The sequence below is a fragment of the Actinopolyspora sp. BKK2 genome (assembly GCF_011291845.1).
In the GTDB taxonomy this organism is placed as follows: domain Bacteria; phylum Actinomycetota; class Actinomycetes; order Mycobacteriales; family Pseudonocardiaceae; genus Actinopolyspora; species Actinopolyspora saharensis.
The window spans coordinates 466,306-490,942 of sequence record NZ_JAANTE010000004.1 but is presented as its reverse complement, the minus strand read 5'-3'; the positions used below and the strand labels follow the sequence as shown (position 1 = coordinate 490,942).

Annotated in this window: 23 protein-coding genes; 10 read left to right on the top strand and 13 right to left on the bottom strand. The window is 62.5% G+C overall.

Going from position 1 to position 24,637, the window contains the following annotated elements:
- Positions 1–194 precede the first annotated feature (194 nt).
- From G9Q41_RS11860 to G9Q41_RS11830, 7 genes are all read right to left on the bottom strand, one after another.
- Entirely contained in the window at positions 195–1,187 is a 993-nt protein-coding gene (locus G9Q41_RS11860; protein WP_017975633.1) for an NAD(P)-dependent oxidoreductase, read from the bottom strand.
- 24 nt (positions 1,188–1,211) lie between these two features.
- Positions 1,212–2,075 carry an ATP-binding cassette domain-containing protein gene (locus G9Q41_RS11855; RefSeq protein ID WP_165632493.1) on the bottom strand — a complete coding sequence of 288 codons (864 nt, stop codon included), beginning with the start codon at positions 2,073–2,075 and terminating at the stop codon, positions 1,212–1,214.
- Entirely contained in the window at positions 2,072–2,929 is an 858-nt protein-coding gene (locus G9Q41_RS11850) for an ABC transporter ATP-binding protein (protein ID WP_165632494.1), read from the bottom strand. The genes G9Q41_RS11855 and G9Q41_RS11850 overlap by 4 nt, the downstream gene beginning before the upstream one ends.
- Positions 2,926–3,729 carry an energy-coupling factor transporter transmembrane component T gene (locus G9Q41_RS11845; RefSeq protein WP_165632495.1) on the bottom strand — a complete coding sequence of 268 codons (804 nt, stop codon included), beginning with the start codon at positions 3,727–3,729 and terminating at the stop codon, positions 2,926–2,928. Before G9Q41_RS11845 ends, G9Q41_RS11850 begins: the two co-directional genes overlap by 4 nt.
- Positions 3,730–3,760: 31 nt before the next feature.
- Complete coding sequence (locus tag G9Q41_RS11840; RefSeq protein WP_165632496.1) at positions 3,761–4,408, bottom strand: hypothetical protein; 648 nt, start codon at positions 4,406–4,408, stop codon at positions 3,761–3,763.
- 62 nt (positions 4,409–4,470) lie between these two features.
- On the bottom strand, positions 4,471–5,595 hold the full coding sequence (locus G9Q41_RS11835) for a sialidase family protein (protein WP_207630917.1): 1,125 nt from the start codon (positions 5,593–5,595) through the stop codon (positions 4,471–4,473).
- Between the two features lie 119 nt (positions 5,596–5,714).
- Positions 5,715–6,500, bottom strand: a complete 786-nt coding sequence (locus G9Q41_RS11830) for an FCD domain-containing protein (protein ID WP_165632498.1) — start codon at positions 6,498–6,500, stop codon at positions 5,715–5,717.
- 109 nt (positions 6,501–6,609) lie between these two features.
- Here G9Q41_RS11830 and puuE point away from each other — a divergent pair, with 109 nt between their 5' ends.
- From puuE to G9Q41_RS11810, 4 genes are all read left to right on the top strand, one after another.
- Complete coding sequence (gene puuE, locus G9Q41_RS11825; protein WP_165632499.1) at positions 6,610–7,602, top strand: allantoinase PuuE; 993 nt, start codon at positions 6,610–6,612, stop codon at positions 7,600–7,602.
- A 1,168-nt stretch (positions 7,603–8,770) separates the two neighbouring features.
- Positions 8,771–9,772, top strand: a complete 1,002-nt coding sequence (locus G9Q41_RS11820; RefSeq protein WP_207630918.1) for a site-specific integrase — start codon at positions 8,771–8,773, stop codon at positions 9,770–9,772.
- Entirely contained in the window at positions 9,769–10,092 is a 324-nt protein-coding gene (locus G9Q41_RS11815) for a helix-turn-helix transcriptional regulator (protein ID WP_165632500.1), read from the top strand. Before G9Q41_RS11820 ends, G9Q41_RS11815 begins: the two co-directional genes overlap by 4 nt.
- Positions 10,093–10,575: 483 nt before the next feature.
- Positions 10,576–11,574 (top strand): phage integrase family protein, encoded by a 999-nt coding sequence (locus G9Q41_RS11810; RefSeq protein WP_165632501.1) that lies wholly within the window; start codon positions 10,576–10,578, stop codon positions 11,572–11,574.
- A 36-nt stretch (positions 11,575–11,610) separates the two neighbouring features.
- On the opposite strand, the gene G9Q41_RS11805 is transcribed toward G9Q41_RS11810, so the two are convergent.
- From G9Q41_RS11805 to G9Q41_RS11790, 4 genes are all read right to left on the bottom strand, one after another.
- Entirely contained in the window at positions 11,611–12,192 is a 582-nt protein-coding gene (locus G9Q41_RS11805; RefSeq protein WP_165632502.1) for a GNAT family N-acetyltransferase, read from the bottom strand.
- A 107-nt stretch (positions 12,193–12,299) separates the two neighbouring features.
- Positions 12,300–13,117, bottom strand: a protein-coding gene (locus tag G9Q41_RS11800) for an IS5 family transposase (protein WP_165632503.1) whose coding sequence is annotated in 2 segments (ribosomal slippage) — positions 12,300–12,775 and positions 12,775–13,117 — 819 coding nt in all. Because the reading frame shifts where the segments join, the coding sequence is not laid out codon by codon here.
- 81 nt (positions 13,118–13,198) lie between these two features.
- Entirely contained in the window at positions 13,199–14,926 is a 1,728-nt protein-coding gene (locus tag G9Q41_RS11795; RefSeq protein ID WP_165632504.1) for a sigma factor-like helix-turn-helix DNA-binding protein, read from the bottom strand.
- 1,503 nt (positions 14,927–16,429) lie between these two features.
- Positions 16,430–16,849, bottom strand: a complete 420-nt coding sequence (locus G9Q41_RS11790; RefSeq protein ID WP_165632505.1) for a hypothetical protein — start codon at positions 16,847–16,849, stop codon at positions 16,430–16,432.
- Between the two features lie 411 nt (positions 16,850–17,260).
- Between G9Q41_RS11790 and G9Q41_RS21520 the strand changes: the two genes are divergently transcribed.
- Positions 17,261–18,874: a hypothetical protein gene (locus tag G9Q41_RS21520; RefSeq protein ID WP_207630919.1), complete on the top strand. Its 1,614-nt coding sequence runs from the start codon at positions 17,261–17,263 to the stop codon at positions 18,872–18,874.
- Here G9Q41_RS21520 and G9Q41_RS11780 read toward each other — a convergent pair whose 3' ends face one another.
- Positions 18,875–19,225: a hypothetical protein gene (locus G9Q41_RS11780; protein ID WP_043575059.1), complete on the bottom strand. Its 351-nt coding sequence runs from the start codon at positions 19,223–19,225 to the stop codon at positions 18,875–18,877.
- Entirely contained in the window at positions 19,225–20,817 is a 1,593-nt protein-coding gene (locus tag G9Q41_RS11775; protein ID WP_165632506.1) for a transcriptional regulator, read from the bottom strand. The genes G9Q41_RS11780 and G9Q41_RS11775 overlap by 1 nt, the downstream gene beginning before the upstream one ends.
- Before the next feature lie 88 nt (positions 20,818–20,905).
- Between G9Q41_RS11775 and G9Q41_RS11770 the strand changes: the two genes are divergently transcribed.
- From G9Q41_RS11770 to G9Q41_RS11750, 5 genes are all read left to right on the top strand, one after another.
- Positions 20,906–21,343: a hypothetical protein gene (locus G9Q41_RS11770; RefSeq protein ID WP_165632507.1), complete on the top strand. Its 438-nt coding sequence runs from the start codon at positions 20,906–20,908 to the stop codon at positions 21,341–21,343.
- A gap of 161 nt (positions 21,344–21,504) precedes the next feature.
- Entirely contained in the window at positions 21,505–21,747 is a 243-nt protein-coding gene (locus tag G9Q41_RS11765) for a helix-turn-helix domain-containing protein (protein WP_043575053.1), read from the top strand.
- Positions 21,747–22,112, top strand: coding sequence for a WhiB family transcriptional regulator (locus tag G9Q41_RS11760; RefSeq protein WP_165632508.1), 366 nt, complete (start codon positions 21,747–21,749; stop codon positions 22,110–22,112). Before G9Q41_RS11765 ends, G9Q41_RS11760 begins: the two co-directional genes overlap by 1 nt.
- Positions 22,109–22,450, top strand: a complete 342-nt coding sequence (locus tag G9Q41_RS11755; protein WP_347567532.1) for a hypothetical protein — start codon at positions 22,109–22,111, stop codon at positions 22,448–22,450. The genes G9Q41_RS11760 and G9Q41_RS11755 overlap by 4 nt, the downstream gene beginning before the upstream one ends.
- On the top strand, positions 22,447–24,621 hold the full coding sequence (locus tag G9Q41_RS11750; RefSeq protein WP_165632510.1) for an FtsK/SpoIIIE domain-containing protein: 2,175 nt from the start codon (positions 22,447–22,449) through the stop codon (positions 24,619–24,621). The genes G9Q41_RS11755 and G9Q41_RS11750 overlap by 4 nt, the downstream gene beginning before the upstream one ends.
- Positions 24,622–24,637 lie beyond the last annotated feature (16 nt).

Genomic DNA, 24,637 nt, shown 5'->3' with positions numbered 1-24,637 from the left:
TAACCGATCCCACCCCGGTGACTGACCCCGTCACGAGCGCGACCCGCCCCCGCAACGGCAACAGCTCCCGCTTCAGTCCACGCCGCTGTTCCTCATCCACGCGCGCACCTTCTCACAGGCCACGCAATCTAACCGTTGGATTTTCGGCATGTGCTACGTCTGGCCAGAAAGGAGAACTCCGTGACTTGAAAAGATCAGGAACCGGTGAAAAGTTCGCGGTTGTTTCGGACCCACTCGATATAGCTCGACACTTGAGTGGTCAGCGGTCCGCAGCTCCACCCGAGTTCCTCGGCGATGCACTCCCGCGCGAGAACACCGTTTTTACCGTGGTTGTAGGCAGGTTCCATGTCGTACTCGGCGTCGGTCGGTTCGGTTACCTTCAACAGGTCCTCACCGAACAGTGCCGCCAACTCGGGCACCGTGGTACGCACTCCGGAGGCGAGATTGTAGATGCGGTTGCCGTGCCGGTGTTGTTTCGCCATTATACGCAGCGCCTCCGCCGCCTCGGTTGCATTGAGCCAGTCGCCAGATGCCCGCAGCGTTCGCTCGGTCACGGCGAGTTTTTTCCCCTCGATGAACGCGGCGGCGAGATGATATGGCAACGACATGGCTTGACGTCCGAGGGTCGGCCGTTCCATCGGGCCGAACATCTTGGTCAGCCGCACGATAGCGAGCGGCAGGTCATAAAGGTCACTGTAACGCAACGCCGCGCGCTCGGCGGCCCATTTGCTGATGCCGTACATCTCGTCCGGGGACGACGTCGATCGTTCAGTGAGTATTTCTTGCGGATTGTCACCGTAAACCGCGCCACTGCTGATCAGGATGCACCGCCGCAGCGGCGGTGCATCCCGCGCGGCGTCCAGCAAGTTCGCAGTACCGAGAACGTTGACGTCGAGAAACTTCCCTGGATTCTCACGCTCGGACTTCGGGTCGTGGGTGACCGTCGCGCCGTGGACGATCACGTCGGGAGCGGTTGAGCGCACCAGCTCGCACATGCCCTCTGCATCCCGAACGTCCAAACTAGTCAGTCGCAACCGGTTGCGGACCGCGTGGAAATAGCCTTCCAGCTTGGCATCGCTGCTGTGCAGATCAACGCCGGTCACGGTGGCGTCCGGATCGTGATGCAGCAATCGCTCGATGAGCACGCTCATGACGAATCCGCCGGTGCCCGTGACGAGATAACGCATCGTGCTCACTCTCCAGTCATGAGGTCAGATCCGCCCGACATCGGCCGATGATCGTGCCTGCGCTGCGGCACGCATCTCCCGAACAGCGTCGTCCACTGTGATTACTCCCGGCAGTCCCAGCTCTGCGGCAAGGACCGCGGCCTGCGGTGGTCGGATGTTCGTGCCCCGCAAGACCTTCGGCTGTGTGAACACCGCTTTCGGGGTGTCGTCGGCGAGTATTCCTCCCGCCTGCATGGCGAGGACTCTGGTCGCGTATTGGGCGACCAGCGCCATGTCGTGCGAGATGATCACTACGGTGTGGCCCGCCGCCTGATACCGGGCGAGGCAGTCCAGGATCAGTCTGGCTTCGTCCGGGTCCTGGCCGGTGGTCGGTTCGTCGATAACGGCCACGTCGGATTCCATCACCAGCACGGAAGCGATCGCGAGCCGCTGCCGCTCCCCTCGGGACAGCTGAGCGGGGTTATCCTCCTCCCGTCCGGCGAGGCCGACTAGGGCCAGTGTCTCGGCGACCCGGCGAGCTGTGGTCTGTGGATCCACCCCGAGGTTAACGGGGCCGAAGTCGAGCTCCTCCCGGCAGGTGTCGTGGAAGATCTGTCGATCCGGGTTCTGGAAGACATAGCCGACCACTGGGGCCAACTGATGCAATTTGAACCGGCGCGGGTCGGCAAGCTCGCCGTCGCCGGTGCGCACCAACACCTGGCCGTCCGAGTTCGTCGGACGTAGCAACCCATTGAAGTGCTTGGCGAGCGTAGTCTTGCCGGACCCATTCTTGCCGATGACGGCGATGAACTCGCCGCGGCGAATGGTTGCGTTCACACCGGCCAGCGCTTTCCCGGTCTCCCCATAACTGTGCTCGACGCCGGTAAGTTCGATGACGGTCTCACTCATTCCTGTCCCCCTTGCCGGTGCCATCCTGCCCATGCTCGCGCTGCCTGCGAGACGGACAGCGGCAGCTCGTCGACCGGCCAGTACCCCTCGTCGTCCAGCCGCGTCGCCACATCGAGCACCTGTGGCCGATACGGCGCATGTCCGCTGACGAGCACTTCCCGTGGCGTGCCGATCTGCCGCGCCACGCCCTCCTGCATGACGACCAGCCGGTCGGCGTAGAGCGCGAGTTCTTCTACCTTGTGCTCGACCACGACAACGGTGACCCCCTCGTCGGCGAGCACCTTGATCGCATCCAGCACGCTTTCCGTGCCTGCCGGGTCGAGTTCGGATGTGGGTTCGTCGAGCAACATGATTCGGGGGCTGAGGCAGAAGATCGACGCAACGACGACGCGTTGCTTCTCCCCACCGGACAACGCGTGGGTGAACCGGTCGAGCAGCGCGGCAATGTCGAACAGCTCGGCGGCGCGATCGATCCGGCTACGGATCTGAGGCACGGGTAAGCCGCGGTTCTCCATGCCCCAGGCTAGTTCCTCCCGAACGGTTGTGTTGACCAGCTGGAGTTCCGGGTCCTGCAGCACCAGACCGATCTGCTCGGTGATGGCCGCCAAGCTCGGGAGATCGTCCAGATCGACGCCGCAAATCTCAATTCGCCCCTTGGCGGCGGCCTCCTCATCGTGGTGCGGGATCACTCCGGACAGGCACTTGAGCAACGTCGTTTTCCCAGCGCCGGTAGGTCCGAGTACGCCGACGATCTCGCCGGCCGCGATATCGAGGCTGAATGTGTCGACGGCGCGGCGAGGCGCATCAGTGTAGCGCGCGCTCAGCTCGCGGACCGCGAGGGCGGGGGGCGTCATGGCGAGGTTCCTTCCACAAGCAGGTCGGAGGTGAACAGCTGCAGTGCGACCAGCGCGGCCGCGACGAGTACGACTACCACGGCTACCGCCGCGTCGCTGGGGCGGAACCGCAGCTGGCGCAAGTAGGTGCGGTGCCCCTTGTTCCCGTAACCGCGCAGTTCCATTGACAGCGCGATGTCGCCACTGCGCTTCATCGAGGCGACGATCATCGGGAAGATCATCCTGACCAGCGCCCGGCCACGGCGGAATGGATTCGCGGTGCTGTTCTCCGATGATCCGCGCAGCGCCATCGCGGTCAGCAGGGTCTGCGCTTCGTCCTGCATCATCGGTAGGAAGCGGAACGCGAAACTGGTCAGGTACGCGAATTTGTACGGGACTCCGATCCGGTTCAATCCGAGCGCGATGTCACTCGGGCTCGTGGTCACCGAGAACCCGTAGAAGCAGATCCCCATCGCGAACAGCCGCAAACCGATGCCCAGGCCGAGTAACACTCCCTCGCGGGAAAACCCCAGTCCGCCGATGGTGACCAGTGCCGGACCATCCTGGACGAGGCTCTGCAGCAGCGTCAGCAGGACGATCAGCGGAACGATGAACAGCAGCGCCTTGCCGTAGTTCCGAGGCGTGATGCCCGCGAGTACGGCCAGCGTGATCACGACGAGTGCGGTCAGCACAACGAGAACGTCGATCCGGGTGGTGGACAGGGCGACGACCAGTACGCAAAGAATTAGGAGGAATTTCGCCCTCGGATCGATGCGGTGCATAAAGGTCGTGCCGGGGCGGTATAGCATCGTTCCGCTCATGGGTCGGTTCTCCTGCCGCTTCGGGGGTCCCTCATACTTCGTCGGCCTGGACCTTGCTGGCGCGCTCCCGCGGCGTGAGTCCTGCCTGCACCAGCCGGCGCATCAGCCCGTAGGCGAGTACACTTCCCGCGAGGTAGCATGGCTGCAGGATCAGCACCTGAACCGTGATGAAGTCCCACGGCAGATGCAGGATGACCCGGTTGCCGATGCCGAACGCGACCGCGTCGAAAGCGCCACCGACCTGACCGATCACCAGCAGCTGCCACAGGTTCAGGCCGCGTTTGCGCGATTTCATCAGCCAGACCAGCAACGCGACCGGAACCGCGTGGGCCGCGTTGCTGAGGAATAGGAACGGCGCCATCGGTTGGGAAGCGGTGAGGTTCGAGATAATCGGGTTGATCCATGCAGTGATCAAAGCGCCCGTAAGCCCGTAGAACGCGGCGGCCGGCACCCAGATGAGACAAACGACGACGGACGACACGATGGCGATCGAGCCACCGGTGAGCGCTAAGTCGAGCCGCTCGGTGATCTGCAGCACGACCGCCATCGTGAGTCCGAGGAATACGCACGTGATGATGGTGCGAGTGTCGCGTGGCAGGATCCGGTACCCCCAGTTGGGCAGCACGCTCCACCATGCCCGGCCGGCGGAAGAGCCGGCCCGTTGTTCGGTCGGTGACATGAACAATCTCCTCCTGGTATGTGCCTGCCGGCGGACGCCCGACGTCCGAAGAGGAAAGTACGTCACCCCACCGGCTCAGCCAGCGCGCGATTGACCAATGTGGGCCGGAATCCGTCGGCCAGTGCACCGGATAGGATCTCGTCCTCCGAGCAGCGGGCCAGGTAGATACCACGGTCGCCGAACCGGTCGTGGTCGTACACCACGAAGATCTCCCCGGTCTCGCCGATCGCGACATCCGGGTAGGAAATGTCTTCGCGGTCGTCGAGCAGCAGCCGGTACGGCCAGGTGGCTCCGTCGTCCTCGCTGAGGAAAGCGGTCAGGTTGGTCCTGCCCTTCCATTCCTTGACGTCGCCTTGCTGTTCGAGTTCGGCACGGCTCCGGCGCTCGCCGAAATCGGCGTGGTTGACTAGAAGCAAGCGCCCCGAAGGCAAGCGGCGGATGTGGAAGCGGGAGCATGGGCCGTCGATGTGGCTGCGTCGCCCAGGTGACCAGGTCGCTCCCTTGTCGGTTGAGAAGCTTTCGCCGATGCCGTCGAAACGGCGCACGAGCATCCACAATGTATCGTCCCACCGCTCGACGATCATGTGCTCGTCGAAGCTGCGGTTGGGGACGTCGGCACTGCCCAGCAACGCGAATGTCGCACCGTGGTCGTGGGTCACGTAGACGTTGGAGAACTGCTCGGCTTCCAGACCGTGCCGTTCGGTCGGGGTGTGGCAGGCCCAGATCGCTGCCGGGAACAGCCAGGCGCCGTCACTGCGAACGGTCGGCTTGTTCATCATCAGACCGTTGGCCAGGCGCTGCGGTTGGCTCCACTTCGGGTCGTCGTCGTCAGGATTCTCGGTCGTGGCCGCCCACACGCCGACGCGCGCGTCGAAGAACCCGCGGCTTTGGTTCCAGGTCAGCCACAGCCTGCCGAGCGGGTCACGCCACAGGCAGGGGTCGTAGACACGGACCTCGGGATCGTCGTGCACCACGACGAACCGGACCCCGCTGAAGCTTTCGCCGTCGTCGTCGCTGGTGGTGACCACGACGAAGTTGCCGCCGGTTTCGGTTTCCATCCCTGAGTACCAGTTGACGAACAGCCGTCCACCCTCTGTCCGCTCGATGGAGGGAATGCCCTGCCACTTGCGATGCCGGTCCTGGTAAGCGGCTTCGGCGGGGCGGGAAAGGATTCGTGCCGCGGTCATCGTTCCGCGAGAAGGCATGTGCGTCGCTCCCGTCGCCTCGGTGTGCCGGGCAGTTAGGCCGCCCGGAAGATGGCCTCAGTCTGCGCAGACGAATGACGCTTGTCAATAATGACAGAGACTTAACCGGATGCTGAGTGCGCTTCGTGCCCCCCTGCCTCGATCCAGTCCAGCAGCCGCTGGATCAGCTGACTGTCCTGGCCGACGACGCTGGTCTCCGCGGCGGCGATCATGCTCGCGAAGTGCTCGTTCATCGCCTGCTCCGCACCAGCCGGATCGCCATGCGCGATGCGATCGAGCACGCGTGCGTGCTCGTCCACTACCCCGTCCTGTTCAGACCGCACGGCCAGGTCGAGCACCGACTCCACCCGGTCCAAGTGCGGCGCGAGCATCATGTCCGCGGCGATCTTCAACATCCGGTTTGTGGCCATTGCGGCGATCTTGCGATGGAACATCAGCCCCGGCTGGGCGACCATTGCCTCGCTGCCGACGGCGCTGCGGTGCGTGCCGTGGATCTGGCGCAACATCTGGAGGTCGTCGGTGTTCGTCGACCGGGCGGCGTCGCCGGCGATCGCACTCTCCACTGCCTGTCGCGCACGTAGCAGGTCCAGCAGGTCCTTGACGTCCCGGACCGCGACGGCTCTGGTAACCGACTCCGAGCCGCGCTTGGCAAGCACCGTGTCGGCGGCCCGGCGACGCCCCTCCGCCGCGAGTATGCGCCCCTTCGCGGAGACCGGCTGGGTCCAGCCGCGCCGGTCCATCTCGCGTAGCAGCCGCGAGATGGACGACTCGCTCAAATCATAGCCGTGCCTGCTCAGCTCACGTCGGGCGTGCCGTGTCCCCATCGGCCCGGGCGAGACCGAAAAGACCTCCACCAGTGCCAGCATGGCACCCTCACGATCGTTCATCGTCCCCCTTCACGACGCAGCGTCTTCAGCTTCCCAGTCGGGCACTCTTAGACTACCGTCTGCCAGAAATGACTAAAGCTAGTCACCGCTGACCGCAAAGGAAGATGCAATGACCTCCAGCGACCAAGCTGCCTACCCTCGCGACCTCAAGGGTTACGGCGCCACACCACCGCAGCCGCACTGGCCGGGACAGGCCAAGGTCGCCGTGCAGTTCGTGATTAACATCGAAGAGGGCGGCGAGAACAACATCCTGCACGGCGATCCCACCTCCGAGGCGTTCCTGACCGAAGAGCCCGCGGTGGCACTGACTGGGAAACGCAATGTCAACGTCGAGTCGCAGTACGAGTACGGAACGCGAGTCGGGTTCTGGCGGCTGCACCGGCTATTCACCGAACGCAGCCTGCCGGTCACCGTATTCGGGATCGCGGAATCACTGCGACGGAACCCCGAGATCGTCACAGCAGCCAACGAGTCTGACTGGGAAATCGCCTCGCACTCGCTGCGCTGGATCAACTACGCCGAGGTCGACGAGCAGGTCGAGCGCGAACACATCCGGCAGGCGACTGAGACCCATGCCGAGGTGTGCGGCAGCCGCCCGCTCGGCTGGTACACCGGCCGCAACAGCATCAACACGCGCCGGCTGGTGGTCGAGCAGGGCGGGTTCCTGTACGACTCCGACTCATTCAGCGACGACCTGCCGTACTGGGTGGACATCAATGGTACCGCACAGCTGGTCATCCCTTACACTTTGGACAATAACGACGGACGGTACGTGAATGGCTACGGTTTCGGCGCCGAGTCCTTCTCGGCCTACCTCACCAATGGTCTCGAGCTACTGCTCCGCGAAGGGGCTGAGCAGCCCAAGATGATGAGTGTGGGCCTGCACCTGCGCCTTTCCGGACGGCCGGGGCGTGCCGCGGACCTGCAGCGTTTCCTCGACGTTGTGGCGGAGCGCCCCGACGTGTGGGTCGCTCGCCGAGCCGACATCGCGCGGCACTGGCGTGCAGTACACCCGGCGGCCAAAGCCCTCCCCGCGACCACCGACCCCCTGGCAGACCAGACGAACGCAGAATCCCGCGCTAATACTACAGCCGGACTTTGATGATCGTGGCTGGTGAGGGGCTGTGGAGATGAGCGCGGCCATTCCGTGATCATGAGTGTGTGCCGACACATGAACCGGGAGTGGTCGCGGGTCACAGCATAGACCCTGTCGCGTGGCGGGGGTCTGAGGAACATCTGTGCAGGATCGTGCGCTAACCGGCACTGCACGAGCTACAGCAGAATTACATCAGATTTACGTCATAGCTCCGTCATCGAGCTCGGCACGTGTGGCGGAACCGTGTATAGTTATCGGTGTCAGACGGGGAGATCGTCTCCGTCTTCAGACAAAAAGGGCCGGGCCAGGAGCGTCACCTCCTAGCCCGGCCCTCATCAAGCTTCAGCGGGAACGGTCAGATACCCCAGCCAGATCTGTGCGACCGCAGCTCCCACCTGAAGCACTTTGCAGGCGGTCCTGAGCACCTCCCACCAACGGAGGATCCAGGAACGCGTTCATCGTGTCGACAGTATGTGCTCATCTGTCCTCTTTGTCGTATCCGACTGAACCCATCTGCTGGCATATGGACCCCCGGAGGACACATCAGCACGAAACGTCTCCGACAGCGATGCTGTGATCAGTGTACCGAAAAATCGGGCTGTCCGATGTGTGCAACCCTCTGATTTCGAGGAAACGGACCAGCGCTAGACGCGCGGGAGCGCGCGAGCGCCTAAATCCCTCCATTGTGATGTCAGCCACTGTACAAGATGTCTTCGGGGGAGCCAGCCCCGTCGGGTATGACCTATCGCCCCGCGAGCGACTCTCGGAACCGGTCCGCGCTTAGCGATATCTGCCATTCGGATGTTCCAAATGACTTGTATTGCATCGGATGCGATTTCAGGTCGTTGTGCGATGTGGTTCGCCGGGCTGGAGGGAATCAGCCAGTGACCTAGGGTGGTGACGTGCTGGTTGAGGCATTGAGTCTACTGGATCAGCAGTGAGAAGTATGTGGTCCCTCAGTCGCCGGTAGCAGGGTGTCCAGGGGGAATGCAGCCGTGATCGCATTGGATGCGATGATCTCGCATCAGATGCGATCTACGGAGTGTGATGACACGTGACCGATGGTGGGCGGGTTCCGGGCCTCGCGCGGCTGCATCTGGTCGACGGAGTGTCGTTGTTGCGCCCGGAGGAGCAGGTGTTCTCGGCGATGCTTCAGGGGTGACGTAACCAGCAGTTGGCGCGGAATCTGGCGCTGTCCACGATCGACGGCCGGGAGAAGGTGGTGCGGGCGTTCGCCCGGCATGCGAATGCGTTTCCGTGGCAGTGGAGTCCGCAGCTGGCCGACGAGTGGTTCGGTGATCTGCGGGCCGTGCGGCGTCTGAAGCACTCGACGTTGCGGGCCTACCAGGAGGCGGTGCACGGGTTCTGCGGCTATGTCACTGATCCGGTGTATCAGTGGCCGGTCGAGTGTGAGCAGCGTTTCGGCACGCATCCGGTGCAGGTCTGTCACGAGTGGAACACCGCGGTGCACGTTCAGGACGGTGAGGCCGACCCGGCGAAGCGGGCGTTTACCCTCGATGAGCTGGAGCGGTTCTTCGACTACGCCGATGAGCAAGTCGCGCGGGTGCGGGTCGCCGGACGTAAGGGCTGGTTGCCCGCGTTTCGCGATGCCACGCTGTTCAAAATCGTCTACTCCTTCGGTCTGCGCCGCAACGAGGTGCGGATGCTCGATCTGGCCGATCTCGGCCGCAATCCGCACGTGCCCGAGTTCGGCGATCACGGTGTGGCCTATGTCCGGCACGGCAAGGCCAAGAAGGGCTCACCACCGAAACGCCGCAGCGTGCTGACCGTCTGGGACTGGACCCCCGAGATCCTGGGTCAATGGATCACGCAGGTCCGGCCCGCCTTTGGTCGTGCCGACAGCCCAGCGTTGTGGCCCTCGGAGCGGGCCGAGCGGATCGCGCTGAGCCAGCTCGACGCGCGGTTCGCTCGCTATCGGGAGGCGCTGGGTCTCGATCCGGGACTGGACTTCCATTCGTTCCGCCAGTCCTATGTCACGCATCTGATCGAGGCCGGCTGGGACCCGTTCTTCGTGCAGCAGCAGGTCGGGCACGAACACGCCTCGACGACCTCGATCTACACGTGCGTGTCGTCGGACTTTCGCACTCGCACCCTGCGCCGCGCCCTGGACGACCCCCTCGGCGCGGCCCTCGACCCGAACCGGAGGGCACGATGAAACGCCAGGTCAGCTACCACTGGCGGCTCCGCGAACTCATGGCCGAACACGGCATGTTCTCCACCACCGAACTCGTTCCACTCCTGCGCGACCGAGGTATCGAGCTGTCGGTGTCGCAGGTGCATCGGTTGGCGACCGGCAACCCGGAACGGCTGTCGCTGGCCGTGCTGGCCGCGCTCTGCGACATCTTCGAATGCAGCCCGGCCGAGTTGATCGCCACCACCGCCGAAAACGCCTCCGGCCGCACCACCGCCACCGATGACGCCGTGATCGACCCGGCCGCGATCACCCCCAAACGCGCCCGCCTGCGTGGACAGTGATGAGCCCGGCCTCCACGAGAGAGCAGTTCGAGCGCTGGCACGTCCGTGACTGCGCCCGCTGCGGCCGCCGAGCGGCCAAGGCCGCCAACTGGGAAGGCCCGATCTGTCGGACCTGCTTCGACCACGCCGTCCACACCTGGGGCGACTGCCCCCGACTGCGGCGTCCACCGGCTGCTACCCGGCCGCCGGAATCCGGGTGATGCGAACTCGGTCTGCCGGGATTGCGCGGGCATCACCCGCGACTTCTTCTGCGACCGCTGCGGATTCGAGGGCTGCCTGCTTCGCGGGCGCCTCTGCGAACGCTGCACCCTGGCCGACAAGCTCGTCCACACGCTCGACGACGGCACCGGGCAGATCCGCCCGGAACTGGTGCCAGTGCTGGAAGGTGTCCTGGCGACTCGGCGCCCGAAACGAGAACTGGGCTGGCTCGCGCGGTCACGCGGCCCAGCTCTGCTGACGGCCTTGGCCCGCGAAGAGCTTCCCATGACGCACGAAGCACTGGCTGGACTGTCGGACTGGCGCACAGCCTCCTTCGTCCGCGAGTTGCTTACCCACCACGGTGTCCTGCCCCACGCAGACAAGCAGCTCATGCTCTTCGAACGCTGGCTCACCCAGCGCCTGGCCGACATCGAGCGCCCCGAACACGCCCAACTCATCCACCGCTTCGCCACCTGGCACGAGCTGCGACGCCTGCGCCGCACCGCCGGACACCAACCCCTCCGTCCGAGCGCGACAAACGAATCCCGCCAGCGAATCAACCGCGCTGCGGACTTCCTGACCTGGCTCGACGAAGCCCGCACCGACCTTGAGCACTGCACCCAGGTCGACCTCGACGCCTGGCATACCGAGCACTACGCGACCCGTCGGCCCGCCCAAGCGTTCCTGCGCTGGGCCATGCGGGCCGGGCACATGCCCCGGCTGAGCTGGGCATGGAAGTCCACCACCAACCCCACACCGATGGCCCAACACCACCGACTCGCACGTGTTCGCAGACTCGCCACCGACCACACGATCCCGCTGCGGGAACGCGTCGCAGGACTGCTCGTGCTGCTCTACGCCCAACCTGTCAGCCGCATCGCCCGGATGACCACCCACGACGTGATCACCCATCACGACGACGTTCTCCTACACCTCGGCGAGTCCCCCACACCCGCACCCGCCCCACTGGCCGACCTGCTCCGCGACCTGCTCACCGAACGCACCACATCCACCGGAGCGAACCACGAATCGGACTGGCTGTTCCCCGGCCGACAACCAGGCCACCCTCTCCAACACCGCAGCCTCGGCGACGCCCTCCGCCGCCACGGCATCCCCATCCAAACCGGACGCACCTCAGCCCTGCGCCACCTCGTGCTCCAAGCCCCAGCACCCGTCGTCGCCACCATGCTCGGCTTCCACGACAAACACACCATCCGCGCCCTGACCGAAGCCGGCGGCAACTGGAACCGCTACGCCCCCGGCGAGCACGACGAGTTTGGTTGACCCGCATCAGAAGACCAGGTCAACAGGATTCGTGGTCTACTTGGCAGCTGTCAGGTCCAGAGCCATCAACACATCGTCGACATACTGACCTTGAATGAAGAACTCCCCCTCGAGGACGCCTTCGACGTGGTAGCCGCCGGCACGGTAGAGTGCCTGAGCACGACTGTTCGTGCTCAACACCCGCAATGTGATGCGCCGCGCCTTCCGCCGAACGGCCTCCTGGCGGGCGGCCTCCAGAAGCAAACGCCCAACACCCCGTCCCTGGCAGTTCCGGTCCACCGCAAACCCATGCACCTGCTGGACATGGCGACTGGCTGCCGCCGCTTTCCGATAAGCCAGCGAGGCCGGACGCAGCTTCACATAGCCGACCACCTGTCCTTGATCCTCGGCCACGAGGACGTTCTCCGGATGAGTCTGATCATCGAAGAACGGCTTCTCCAGCGGCCACAACGGCACCGGCGCCACCTCCCACGACCAAGTGCTGTGGTCGATCTTCGCCAGCGTCCGTTCGTCGCCATCCCCGGCCGCACGCACAGAGAGCCGAGCTGAAGACCAACGACCCTGCTCACCAAGGTCTGCCAAGTTCTGAAGACATCTGGGTTTCTCGGCTTCGCTCATATCACTGATTCAGCCAGGAACGCGGCTGACTCGTCCAACGCATTCCGGCAACCGCATAGGGGCAAGCTTGGACCAACCACACCCAATGGTCATGTTAAGACCGTGTCCTACGTGGTTCGTCGAGTGAGCTGTTTGTAGCAGGTTAAAGTCGCTGCAAGACCGAGAAACCCCAGGTAGAGATGCGGATCGCGTTCGTAGCGTGGGGCCAGGCGGCGGTAGCCGGACAGCCAGGAGAAGGTGCGTTCAATAGTCCAGCGATGCCGTCCCAAACGGTCGCTGGCATCGATTCCCTTGCGGGCAATCCGTGGAGTGATGTGCTTGCCGCGCACCCATCGACGCAGGTCAGAACGGTCGTAAGCCTTATCGGCATAGAGTCGTTTCGGTTTGGCCTGGCGTCCCCGAGCTGGGTCGTGTCTCGATAGGAGTCCAGAGAGCATGGGGATCAGTCCTTCGCTGTCGTGAGTGTTGGCGGCCGAGAGACCGACCACGAGAGGCAGTCCGGCTGGATCGGATACCAGATGCAGCTTGGAACCTGGTTTGCCCCGGTCCACGGGACTCGGACCGGTGTGGGCGCCCCCTTTTTCGCCCGTACCTGCGTCGAGTCGAGCAGCACGCGGGCGACCTCTACCAGCTCCTCGGCGGCCAGGCGATCCAATACGGCTCGGTGCAGTCGGCCCCACACGCCCGCATGGGTCCAGATCCGAAACCGGCGGTGCACCGTCGACTTCGACGCTCCGAAACACGGGGGCACGTGCCGCCAAGAGCAGCCGCTGACCAGGACATAGACGATCGCGGCGAATACGGCCTCGTCATCGATATTGGCCGTGCCACCACCCTGGGGCCGTACCCGCACCGCCGGCAACAGCGGCTCGACGATCTCCCACAGCCCCTCCGGCACGATCCAACTCCACCGATCACCACTCACACCAAGATCAACGAGTCGCCACCACGTAGGACACGGTCTTAATGAAGTTCGTAACATTCAACCCGATCAAACACCCAATTACTAAATTTTTCGCAAAATAAAATTTTCCCCCACAATCATCGCGCGCCATATGTTAGATATACAACTACAAAGGTAGCGCAACCTAAATTGATTAGACGAACAAAGCCAATCGCCCAGAGTTCGCCGAGTTATAGTCTGTTTCATATTAAATCGCTGGTCGATGTCAGCAATTTGACTAATCGCATCCTCTAATTTCTGACGAGATTCAGAAGAATTATGTGTAGCAAAGTTGCGCAAACAGCGTATAACCTTGAAACGCCTTACATCTTCCTCTGAAATACTATCTATTTCCTGCTGAGCTTCATAGGGTACCCATCCATCCATATCCCGTGGATCTCCATCTGCAAGCAGACTATCAAAGTACTTATCAGGAAGAATACAGTCTAAATCCGGATTTGCAACTTTTAGTTCGGATATAATTTTCTTTGTAAGTTTTCCTCTAAAATCGCCATCCAATCTATTTGATACAGAATAAGGATTTGCTTTAATCATCGATCGCAACCAGTCTCTCCTATTTATCTCGAATTCTTCCGCAAATTTTTTAACAAAATTAAGCGACTCGGAAGGAATGTCTTGTCGTCGAATTCCAGAAGAACTTTCCAGAAATAGATCAAGTTCAGTTTGCGCCCTGTGGAGTGCATCAGTTCCTACTGAGCTTACTCTCTCTCCACTTATTTGATTATTTGTTTCCGACGAAGGTTTTTCTGAATATGCAGCTCGCTTAGCGCTAGTCCACGTCTTGTAGCGAATCCTAACAGAGTCTGATGAAGGCCTGCGTCGCCCAGATCGCTCTTCAGCTGCTACCCAATTACTATACCTATCAAAGGTAGGAACCTGACCACTTAGCGCAGCGTGATCTAAATAATCTGCCACTGCCTGAGTGTAATCTTCTTCTTCAAATACCAGGAGCCCGCGAGACCTTCCTATAGTTCCTGGGGATACACCAATATTCCTCATTGCGTCTGCCCAATAACCATTTCCCAAACGCTTCATTATTGTTTGGTCAGTTGGAGGCCACGACGAACTCCCTTTTCTTGATGAATTTCCAAACTCCTCAAGAATCTCAGCACGGTAATCACGATAGAGCTTGCCCGTCAATGTCACATCTTCCTTTCCTGTGATCAAATAATGACGCGCAGAGATTATCAAACAAATAATATTTGATACATCCTCCTCTGAAAAATTTTCTTCCTGTAGAGTTTTTGATATTTCTAGCGCTTCTTCGGTGTCCATCTCTTTAATCGCTACAGAATGATTGCGATGAAGATTCAGCATTCGACCGATCACAAACCAAACAGCCCCCTCCAAAAGATTGTCAGAAAAACGATAGTAATCCGGATAATCAATCTCAAAAATCTCACCCGATGCATCAAAAGCACGACTAATTATATCCCCATCAAGATGAGGAAATATCAAGTTGAATCTTTTTTCTGCCTCCAAGCGAGAAATTCCGGATTCCGCCAAAAAACTAATAGACTCTTTGTGCCCTTCCAAAAAATTCGAAATTTTCTGGTTTTGGCGATCATTTCGAGTCGCCAATCGAACATTGCGCGCCTCGGCATTGCTTATTCGGCCATTTTTTTTCAAAATTTGACGCACACGTTCATGGGTTACTCCATACTTTTTACCGATTGAGGACATGGTGAAACCTTCCTCATAAAGCTTTGCCATTTCAATGGCCCTGGAATTATTACCGGTACTCAAAATTCTCCTAGCTAAATAGGACAATAGGTTATGATATAAGCATCCTACATGGAACCCAACAACAAGTCTAGAAGGAACTTTACCAACCTAGTTTTAGCTAGTCAGCTGCTTATCAGGGCTGGATACAGACGAAGCTCTGATAAACAGGGAGTCGACCCAGACACGTCCGAGAGCTACTAAGAAATTCGGTGGTTTCTTATCCGTCGAAGTTCCGTTTTCTATTTTCCATGATACTTTACTTAGCCAGTCTGCTACGTGCTCAGCGACGCCAAAATCCGTCGCTTTGGAGACGACTGTCGGCAAGCTGTCAGGCGCTGCTAATGCTGGTCCATCTGTGCACCGGTGAATCTATGAGTATTGATCGTGGAATTTCGGCATCAGTCTGGCTGTTGTGCTTCGCTACATTCGCAAGACCATCGCGCTGCTGACTACCTGGGCTCTGAACCTGCAAGCCATCTTATGGCGCATATACTCGAGCGGTTCGAACTACATCGTGGCACCATCCATCGCGATAAACCGCCTCGTTGTCCACGAGCAGCTGTGTTACTTCAGCAAACATCGCCACCACAATCTCAACCACCAGAGACTAATCGACCCACACCGGACGCCTGGTCCGGGGATCACCGGCTATCTGGATCGGTGCACAACCTCACCGCCGCACGCACCCACCATAGTCTAGTGCTTTCCAGTAAGTCGAGAGACGCGCCCTCAACGAGGAGGACTACCCGTGTGGTAGCAATTGCGGCATCCTCACTTCGTACAAACGTCGCGGACTGGCCAAGTCCTACCGTCACACCAATCGGCCCTATGATCAGGTTCAGAAGCTCGGTGAACGCAGCTTCGCCGCCCTAATCCAGTGACACATCCTCGACAACTCCGCTGCTTCCTCCTTACCAAGGTCTACTACGCCCCAGCTATCCTCGTCTCCGAACTCCAAAAATTAAGATGGAAACGCTCAAGTTAGCTTATCTAATAGCTCTCTTGAGTAACCACCAAGAACTCCCAACAAGCTCGGGGAGGCCGTGTCGATTCCAGTGTAAGAGGCCACTTCCTGACTGAGTAATCCGTGGCAAACCTTGATCCTCGAATACTAGGATCTCGAAACTGGGCAGCTCAATTACTATTGACGCTGGATAAATCTCACCACCTACGTGGTTCAGTCGTCCACTTGTCTCAGCACTCCTGCACGGGACAGGATAGCCGGGACAGGACTGCAAGACTGACGATCTGCGAAAATGAGTCATAAGCACTAGGTGGGACGGGGCCTTGGGGGTGTCCCAGCCGTCCCAGTCCCCCGGTACAGAACACAGGGACGGCCCTTGAGGCTGGGACGGGACAGCGGGACAACCTCTCCGTGCGCTATGGCCGGGCCCGGAGTCCACGGTTACAGGCGACGCAGGCCGTCGAGGACGCGCTTCATCAGGGTCAGAGAGGGTGCGTAGAGGTCACCGCGGAACGCGGTGACGTAGCCGACAGGATCGCTTCTGACATGGTGCTTGCCGCTCGTGTTTCTCCTCGTTTGCGGGATCAACGGTGCTCGTCTCCGATGGTTTCGCGCATGAGTCGAGACAGCTCTTCGAGGATTTCCACCAGCTCGCTCGCCTGCGCGGTGCTGTAGCGGCCACCGCTGATATCGTGCGCAGCGTCGTCGAGCAACCATTGTGCCTTGAGCATCGATATGGCGAGCACGGTTTTCGGCGGACATTCCTCCGCTGCCTCCCCGGTGACGGTTGTCGTTTCCACCGCTCCGGCAGGTTCCACAGCAGAACCATCGAGCACATCACCCCACGAGGATGCAGGCGCATTATGTGCTTCGCCGAGTTCTGTTCCGCTGGCAGCTCCATCGGCAGTGGCGCCCATGACCAACATTAGGCACGGAACACACGGCGCGCCCGGAATTGCTTGTTCCGCCTCCGGTGCGGCACCGGGCTCGGCGACTTCTTCCACCTCCGTGGGGCTGAACTCATGGCGACACCACGACCACGTCCCTCCCCCAGCGGACTGATCCTCACAGTGCGCGACACGATGCCGCTGCCCCGCTACGCCGTTCCGGTACTGGAACCACCGCATCTTCGCGTCCACAATTGACCTCCACTCGCAACGGAGCGCGGGCGGAGCCGAGAAACGAAGGGTGTTCACCGGCTCCGCCCGCGACCGGATGTCCGGCAGCGACGCGACAGAGGCGGAGAGCGTCGCTGCCGGACGATTCATGCGGACCGCTCCTGGCGCGGTCCGTGGCAGACTGACGACAGCCTGTCAGCGGCGACGGAGCACCAGAACGACTCGCGCACGACATCGCGACGACACGAGACCGACCGGACAGCACGAAGGAGAACGACAGTGCGGACTTTTCGGACCGTGCTCGAACAAAGAATCCGGGAGCGCCGACAAACCCTCGAAGAGTTCGCCGAATACGCCGAGACGTTCGCCCGTGAGCACGGTGAGCCCGGAACACTTGGGCTACGTCATCTGCAACGTCTCGCATCCGGCCGCGGAACCGGCGGAAAGCCACTCGGCCCGGTTCGCCCGGCCACGGCTCGACTGCTCGAACGCATCTTCGACGAGAGCATCGACGACCTTCTCGCCGAACCATCGAACCCCGTGCCCTCCAGCGAGGTCACGAGCGGCCGTTCTCAGCTCAACGCAGGGCAACTCCCCAGCACCACAGGGACAGCCTTGCGGGAGCACTCCACGAACGCCGGACTGGAGACGGCCTGCGACTGGCTCGATCAGCGCGCGCAGTGGTCATCCCGGACAGCAGAGCAACAAGTACGGTCACAGCTCGCCCAGTCTCCCCCGACGGACCTGCACGATTGGCACGCGCAGCGGGCCAAGGTGGGCCGTAGCCAACTGGTCGACGCATTGTCCGACTACTACGGACCCGTGGAGACACGGCGGAACACGTACCACGTGCGATGTGACGATCGCGAGATCGCGACCAGCATCCTCACGCGCCCGGACTGGCTCGACCTGGCGTGCCCACTGACTCCGGACAACGACCGATTGACGTTCACAACCACCAGCGACCACGCTGCTCCCGGCGAGTTCGATGCGACTCGCGCGGTGGACCGGCTCACCGAAGCAGCCGCCCTGGACGTGCGGGTCTCCAACGAGCTGCTGTACCGGTTGCTGGACATCGACATCAAGCCGGGCTCGATCGACGGCACGGTTTCCCTGGTCCCGTTCGTCGAGTACGCGCTGACGGCGGATCTCCTCGAAAACGAGCTGATCAAGACGATCGGTTCCGACAGCGGCGCTCAACGGCACAACTTGCCGCTGCGCGACAGGTACCTCCCGGATCTCGCTTCGGTTCTCGACCTGCCCGGACGGCTCTGCGCAGGTGGAACGCTCGCCCTGTGCGCCATCGCCCGCCCAGCCAGCCCCTACCGCGGCGAAGCCGACTACGCCTTGCTCGTCCAACAGCGTTCCAACCAGGTGATCAACGCTGCCGAGAGTCTGGCCGTGATCCCCAAGGGTTTCCATCAACCGTTGAAGGAGTTCCGCGCCGACGCTTCGATCGGGGTAACCCTCCGGAGGGAGTTGGAGGAGGAGCTGTTCGGTCGCAGCGAGGTCGACAGCACCGCTGGTCCGCAGCGCATCGCGGCCCCGATGCATCCGAGCCGGCTGTCCGAACCGATGCGCTGGATCACCGAGCACCCCGAGTGCGTACGAACGGAGTGCACGGGGTTCGGCTTCAACCTGGTCAGCGGGAACTTCGAGTTCCCCGCCCTGATCGTCGTCGAGGACGAGGAGTTCTGGAAGCAGTACGGTGGACAGCTCGAAGCCAACTGGGAGACGGCCGGACTGCGCCTCTACTCCAGCGCGGACCGGGACTTGATGAACGAGCTGTTGTCCGACGAGTCCTGGAGCAACGAGGGGTTGTTCGCGATGCTCCAGGGAATCCGTCGGCTCAGTGCACTCGGGGACGAGCGGGTCGATCTTCCTGCCGTCGATCCGGCGATGCAGGCGTGATCAGGTCGAGGAGGGCCATCGGACGGTGATCACGACCGAATCGGTGAGGGCTTCCCAGAAGTGGTCGATCCCCGCTCCCCACACGACGTAGTCACCTTGCCGTTCCAGTGTGAAGCTGCCTTCGGTGAGCTCCAGGCGGAACCGCCCCTGAACCAGCAGCAGCAGAGTCGTTCGCTGGTCGTCGGCCGTCCACCCGGAACGCTTCTCCCCCGAGGCGTGGTGGCCCCATTTCACTTCGAGAGCCTCCGTGGCGCGCACGTCCTCGGGAGGGTCGATGAAGTGTCCGAGCAACCATCCCCTGGTGTCCTGCCCGTCGTCGGAAGCGTTCCCGCTGTGCCAGTTGGTGCCCACTACCGCATCTCCCATTCTACGTCCGGCAACGCAACTCTCTCACCACCGAGTTCCGACAACCGCCGGAGCCCCTGCAGGAACGCGAACAGCCCTTCGTTGCTCCAGGCCACGTCGTGGACCAGTTCAGCCAGCAACTCCCTGTCCAGGCTGGAGTACTGGCGCAGGTTCGACGACTCCCAGTTGGCCTCGATCTGCCCGCCATAACGCTCCCAGAACTCCTCGTCCTCGACGACGATCAGGGCGGGGAACTCGAAGTTCCCGCTGACCAGGTTGAAGCCGAACCCCGTGCACTCCATTCGCACCCGAGCGGCCTCGTCCAGCAGCCAGCTCATCGGCCCGGACAACCTGCTCGGGTGCATCGGATCGGCCTTGCGCTGATCGCCGACCGTGTTGTCGATCTCCTCTCGCCCAAACAGCTCCTCTTCCAGCTCGCGGCGGAGCGTGGCGCCGACCTGCGCGTCGGACCGGGGATCGGTCAACGGCTGGTGGAAGCCCTTGGGGGTGACCGCCAGGCTGCGCGCGGCGTTGACGACGTGTCCTGAACGCTCCTGCACCAGGAGAAGGTAGTCGGCTTCGCCGCGGTAGGGGCTGGCTGGGCGGGCGATGGCGCACAGGGCGAGCGTTCCACCTGCGCAGAGCCGTCCGGGCAGGTCGAGAACCGAAGCGAGATCCGGGAGGTACCTGTCGCGGAGGGGCAGCGCGCCGGGTTGGGTCGCGTTACCGGACGCGAGCGCGTCGACCAGTTCCCCTTCGAGGAGATCCGCGGTCAACGCGTACTCGACGAAGTGGGCGATACCGACCGAACCGGAAATCAATCCCTTGCTGATCTCCGTTCCGAGGAGCCGGTACAGGGGCATGTCGACGAGTCGGGTTCCCAGCGTCAGGGTCTCGGTCAATCGTTCAACGGCGTGTTCCGCGGCTTCCGCGTCCAACGATCTGCTGGAATCCATCGCGGCTCGGGTGACGGTGAGCCGATCATTGGCCGCGACCAGCGAAGCGTCGAGATCCAACCATTCGGGGCAGGTGAGGACACTGCTGGTGATCCCAGCATCGCGACCGCAGGTAGCGCCGTAAAGGCCGTAACTTCCGGTTCTGTCGCCGTAGTACTCGCTCAGGGCTCGCGCGATGTCGCGTTGGTTCACGCGTCCGCGTCGCTTTCCGCGATCCTGCAACGAGTGGGCGTTCTGACCAACCAGCCTCGCGGCGGTCTTCCGACGAGCCGTTCCCGGTTGCCAACCGCTCTGGCGGTCGAGCCAGTCCAGTGCGGCGACGATGTTCTGATCAGAGCTGAGTCGCTGCTCGGCCTCGGTTACCGCTTCGTCGCGCTCCCCGTCGCTTCGAGCGCGCTCGTCGTCCGATGAGCCGGACGTGAGGGCTGCGAACCGTTCCCTGACCGACGGGGAGGCTTGTTCCAACGCCGTGTCGAGAAGTTGTTGCATCTCGGACTTCGGTCGCAGGTTCGGCTTCTGATGCCACGTGGCGACCGTCCTGACGGCGATTCCCAGGCGTTCCGCGAACGACTCGTTACTCAGCCGCGAAGCGGCCTGTAACGCGCAGGCACTACGTCCTGTCCAATCGCTCGTCTGCTCCATGCCTCACGCCTCCACAAATGCGTCGTGCATCGAATCTGCACCGCTCGTACACCGGAATTGCGTCGTCGATTCATGGGGATCAACGCGAATGTCGGATGAAATCAATGGCATGGAAAAAGCCAATTCCGACACAGAAGCGAGACCGGCGCTATCGAGTCGTTCGGACATGCTCGACCACCGTGTTCAGGTCGGCTCTCAGACCGTCCACGCGCTCGGTGAGCTCGGACAGCCGTTGTTCGATCCCGTCCAAACGAGCCCGGAGGGCGTCATCATCGCCCTCGGCTTTGTCCGGTTCGGGTGGCCTGCGTCCGTGCAACACGGCTTCGAGGTGCTTGGGATGCCAACCAAGCGTGACGGACAGCGACTCCAACGTCCGCTGACTCCGACGCCGTTCGACCGTGTGGTGCTGGATCTCCCGGACTATCGCTTGCGAGACCAGGGAGCGATCCGCGAGTTCCCGTTGACGCCACCCCAACGCTTTTACGCGCTCGTCGATGGCCGCGGCGACTGCCGCCCAGTCTTCTGACACTTATTCCTCCGCGCTCCGCCTCAGCGCCGAGGCTAACGGTTCTCTTCCAGCTCCACGTAACGACATTTCATTCATCGCCCCGTGGATCACACGTCATTCCACAAACGCGCTGAAATCAGCGCAAAATCGATGAAATCATCAACCAACTAAGGATTCTCATGCGTTTCGCCATGTCCGAAGTCAGGCGTTCGGACTGCTACACGATCCGAGAAGTCGCCCTGATCCTCGATGTCGATCCTTCACGGGTATCGCACGCGATCCGAGCCGGGAGCCTCCGCGCCGTGCTGCGGAGCGGTCGGCTGCTGATCCCGGCCAAGGCGCTCATGCAGGCACTCGACGGTCCGACCGACCGCGGGGAAACCAGCACCGGAAGCAACCGACGGTCCGGAGGTGGTCTGTGATGACGAATTCGTACGACGACCTCCGACTGATCGGCATCGCGTGGCGGTTGGACCGGCTGCGCTGGGTGCCACGTGCCGCACTCACCGAGCTCGTCCAGCGCGACGGTTCCTGCATGTGGCCCTCGCCCGCGGATGAGCGGCCACCGGGCCACGAGCACCCCCTCACGGACGCGGAACTCGCCGCACTGCTCTGCGCGGGCTGTCCGGTGCAGGACGAGTGCCTGGAGCTGGAGTTGCGCGCGGAGGGCGAACGCACGCTCGGGGTTTGGGGAGCTCTGTCCCAGGACGACCGCCGAGAACTCCATCCGCACTGGCTCCGCCGCGGAGAGCGCGCCGAGGACACCGAAGGAGGTGATGTGTGGTGACCGTGCACCTGACCCCCACTCAGGTACTCGCCGCTCTCGGTGTCCTGCTGACCCTGGTGTTGGTGCTGGTCCTCTCCTGGCGCTTCAGCGTGCGGGCCGCCCGACGAGCCGCGGACACCGCCCGGACCGGTACGCGCCTCATGTCGCTGACCGGACGAACGGCACTCACCGCCGCGGGGATCGTGGGCGTGCAGTGGATCGTGATCACTCACCCCGGAAGCACGACGTTGTTGCTGATCGTGCTGGGACTACCGGCGGTGATCGCGTCGTACACGCTCACCCGGGCTCTGACGGTGCTGACGGAGGAGACCCCTCGTTCGAGGCGTGATCGGCGATGAGCGAGCAAGACAGGAGCCTTCGCACCACGACCACCTCCGCGGAGATCGAGCCGCACGTGTTCGAAGGCGAGCTGGTCGAGGACGCTTCGGGGGTTTCGGCGTCGAGGCTGTGGCGGCGGTTCGTGAACCGGTGGCAGCGTTCATCACGCGTACCGGCAGCTCTGAAGTCACGACAGGCCGTGAAACAAGCGGTTCAGGACGCCACGGCGTTCGCGCTGCGAGCGCCGTGGCGGTTCACCACCACGGCAGGTCGGGGACTGTTGGCGGCCGTACGCGGTTGGCGTCGGTGGGTTCGGGTGCACGACTACCGGGAGGCCGCCGAGCACTCGGAAAAGCTCGCCGACAAGTTCACCGAGATCCGCGCCCTGACGCTGTTCCGCTGGAAGGTCACTGTGGCCGTGACGATCACGGCCGCCGTGCTGGTCGCCGTGGCCGATCTCGTCTACGGCTCTGCAGCGCTGTGGATCACGGGGAGCTGTTGCGCGGTCGCACTGGCGTTCCTCGGTCGTCGCAAGGACGGATCACCGGGGCGGAAACCGTCCCTGTCCGGACCGAGGACCCTGGCTTGGACGATGGATCCGCAACTCCTCGTCGATGCCTTCCGCGACGCGAAGTTGATCGGCAAGGACGAATCGTTGCGGCTGGTCGAGCGAGCCGCGCACGACGGAGCGGGGTGGGCGGTCACCGTCGACCTCCCGGCTACCCGCAAAGCCGCCGATGCGATCAAGAACCGGGAGGCGCTGGCATCGGCGCTGGCCGTGGACGAGATGCAGCTCATCGTTGAGCGGGTACGCGGCCGCGGCGGGCACGCGGGGCGGGTCTTTCTCTGGATCGCCGACGAGGACCCGTACTCGGGACCGCCTGTCCGCTTCCCGCTGCTCGACGCGAAACGGTGGGACGCGTGGCGCCCGATCCCGTTCGGGCAGGACGCGCGGAACCGGCGAATCGACCTGCAGCTGGTGTGGACGTCTTTGGTGGTGGGCGCGATCCCACGACAGGGGAAGACCTTCGCCGCACGGCTTCCAGCCGCAGGACTGATCCTGGATCCGTACACACGGCTCTACGTCTTCGACGGCAAGGGCGGCAAGGACTGGGAGGCGGCCGGGGCCGTCGCGCACCGCTTCGTCTGCGGTGACGAACTCGAACACGTCGAAACCGTCCGTGACCGTCTCGTCGAACTGGTCGCCGAGGTGCAGTCCAGGTTCACCAAGATGTCCGCGTTGGACGACGATGTCTGCCCCGAATCGAAGATCACACCGGGCATCTCCCGAGATCCCGAGCTCGGAATGCCGATCACCGCCGTGATCATCGACGAGGTTCAGGTCTACTTGGAGAACACGACGCGGCAGGACGTGGGCGGAAAGAAGACCACGCTCGGCGCCTACATCACCGACCTTCTCGCCTACCTCGCCCGGAAGGGACCGGCGGTCGGGATCGTGGTCGTCCTCGCCACCCAGCGGCCGGATTCGAACACGATCCCTCCGCGACTGCGCGCCGTGCTCGGTTCCCGGTTCGCGCTGCGCGTCATGGACTGGCGGGACTCCAACATCGTGCTCGGGGAACAGATGAACACCCGCGGCTACGACGCCTCTGGGCTGCTTCCCAAACACAAGGGAGTCGGCATCCTCCGCCCGGACTCCGAGTCCGACACCGGCTCCGAGGTTCTCGCCGTGACCGTGCAGACCTACTACATGGACAACGCCGAGTGGCGGAACATCTGCACCCGCGGCCGAGCGCTCCGCGAAACCGCCGGAACCCTGAGCGGTCACGCAGCCGGGGACGACAGCCTCCAAACCGTCGACCAGAGCAGCGTCGTCCAAGCTCTCGGCAGCGACACCGGCGCAACCGGCGGCTGGAGCGGACGCGAGTCCCTGGAACTGACGGAACCACTGGCCTCCGTCGTGAACTACCTCGGTGGTGATCTCGATCCCGGAGTACGTGAGTTCGTCCCCACCGCCGAGCTGACCGAGGCGCTCGACGCGGAATCGAGCACGTTCGCCCAGCGGATGGGTGAGCTCGGCTGTCGACCCGTCCGGCATCGCGTCCAGAACGAGGACGGCGACACACGCCGGGTGCGTGGTTATCTCACGGCCGAGATCCGCGCGGCCGTCGAACGTGCGGCGAACGATGAAATCAGCTCTCCTGACGACGGGGACAGCGATCCGTCATGAACAGCGCTGATCGAAA

What these genes read in the sequence shown, in the direction of transcription:
- G9Q41_RS11750 (WP_165632510.1), top strand. Translation starts at nt 22,447, where the DNA reads ATGAGCGAGCAAGACAGGAGCCTTCGCACCACGACCACCTCCGCGGAG.
- G9Q41_RS11830 (WP_165632498.1), bottom strand. Translation starts at nt 6,500, where the DNA reads ATGAACGATCGTGAGGGTGCCATGCTGGCACTGGTGGAGGTCTTTTCG.
- G9Q41_RS11770 (WP_165632507.1), top strand. Translation starts at nt 20,906, where the DNA reads ATGTCGGATGAAATCAATGGCATGGAAAAAGCCAATTCCGACACAGAA.
- G9Q41_RS11765 (WP_043575053.1), top strand. Translation starts at nt 21,505, where the DNA reads ATGCGTTTCGCCATGTCCGAAGTCAGGCGTTCGGACTGCTACACGATC.
- G9Q41_RS11805 (WP_165632502.1), bottom strand. Translation starts at nt 12,192, where the DNA reads ATGAGCGAAGCCGAGAAACCCAGATGTCTTCAGAACTTGGCAGACCTT.
- G9Q41_RS11760 (WP_165632508.1), top strand. Translation starts at nt 21,747, where the DNA reads ATGACGAATTCGTACGACGACCTCCGACTGATCGGCATCGCGTGGCGG.
- G9Q41_RS11775 (WP_165632506.1), bottom strand. Translation starts at nt 20,817, where the DNA reads ATGGAGCAGACGAGCGATTGGACAGGACGTAGTGCCTGCGCGTTACAG.
- G9Q41_RS11810 (WP_165632501.1), top strand. Translation starts at nt 10,576, where the DNA reads ATGACGCACGAAGCACTGGCTGGACTGTCGGACTGGCGCACAGCCTCC.
- G9Q41_RS11835 (WP_207630917.1), bottom strand. Translation starts at nt 5,595, where the DNA reads ATGACCGCGGCACGAATCCTTTCCCGCCCCGCCGAAGCCGCTTACCAG.
- G9Q41_RS11860 (WP_017975633.1), bottom strand. Translation starts at nt 1,187, where the DNA reads ATGCGTTATCTCGTCACGGGCACCGGCGGATTCGTCATGAGCGTGCTC.
- puuE (WP_165632499.1), top strand. Translation starts at nt 6,610, where the DNA reads ATGACCTCCAGCGACCAAGCTGCCTACCCTCGCGACCTCAAGGGTTAC.
- G9Q41_RS11845 (WP_165632495.1), bottom strand. Translation starts at nt 3,729, where the DNA reads ATGAGCGGAACGATGCTATACCGCCCCGGCACGACCTTTATGCACCGC.
- G9Q41_RS11815 (WP_165632500.1), top strand. Translation starts at nt 9,769, where the DNA reads ATGAAACGCCAGGTCAGCTACCACTGGCGGCTCCGCGAACTCATGGCC.
- G9Q41_RS11855 (WP_165632493.1), bottom strand. Translation starts at nt 2,075, where the DNA reads ATGAGTGAGACCGTCATCGAACTTACCGGCGTCGAGCACAGTTATGGG.
- G9Q41_RS11850 (WP_165632494.1), bottom strand. Translation starts at nt 2,929, where the DNA reads ATGACGCCCCCCGCCCTCGCGGTCCGCGAGCTGAGCGCGCGCTACACT.
- G9Q41_RS11840 (WP_165632496.1), bottom strand. Translation starts at nt 4,408, where the DNA reads ATGTCACCGACCGAACAACGGGCCGGCTCTTCCGCCGGCCGGGCATGG.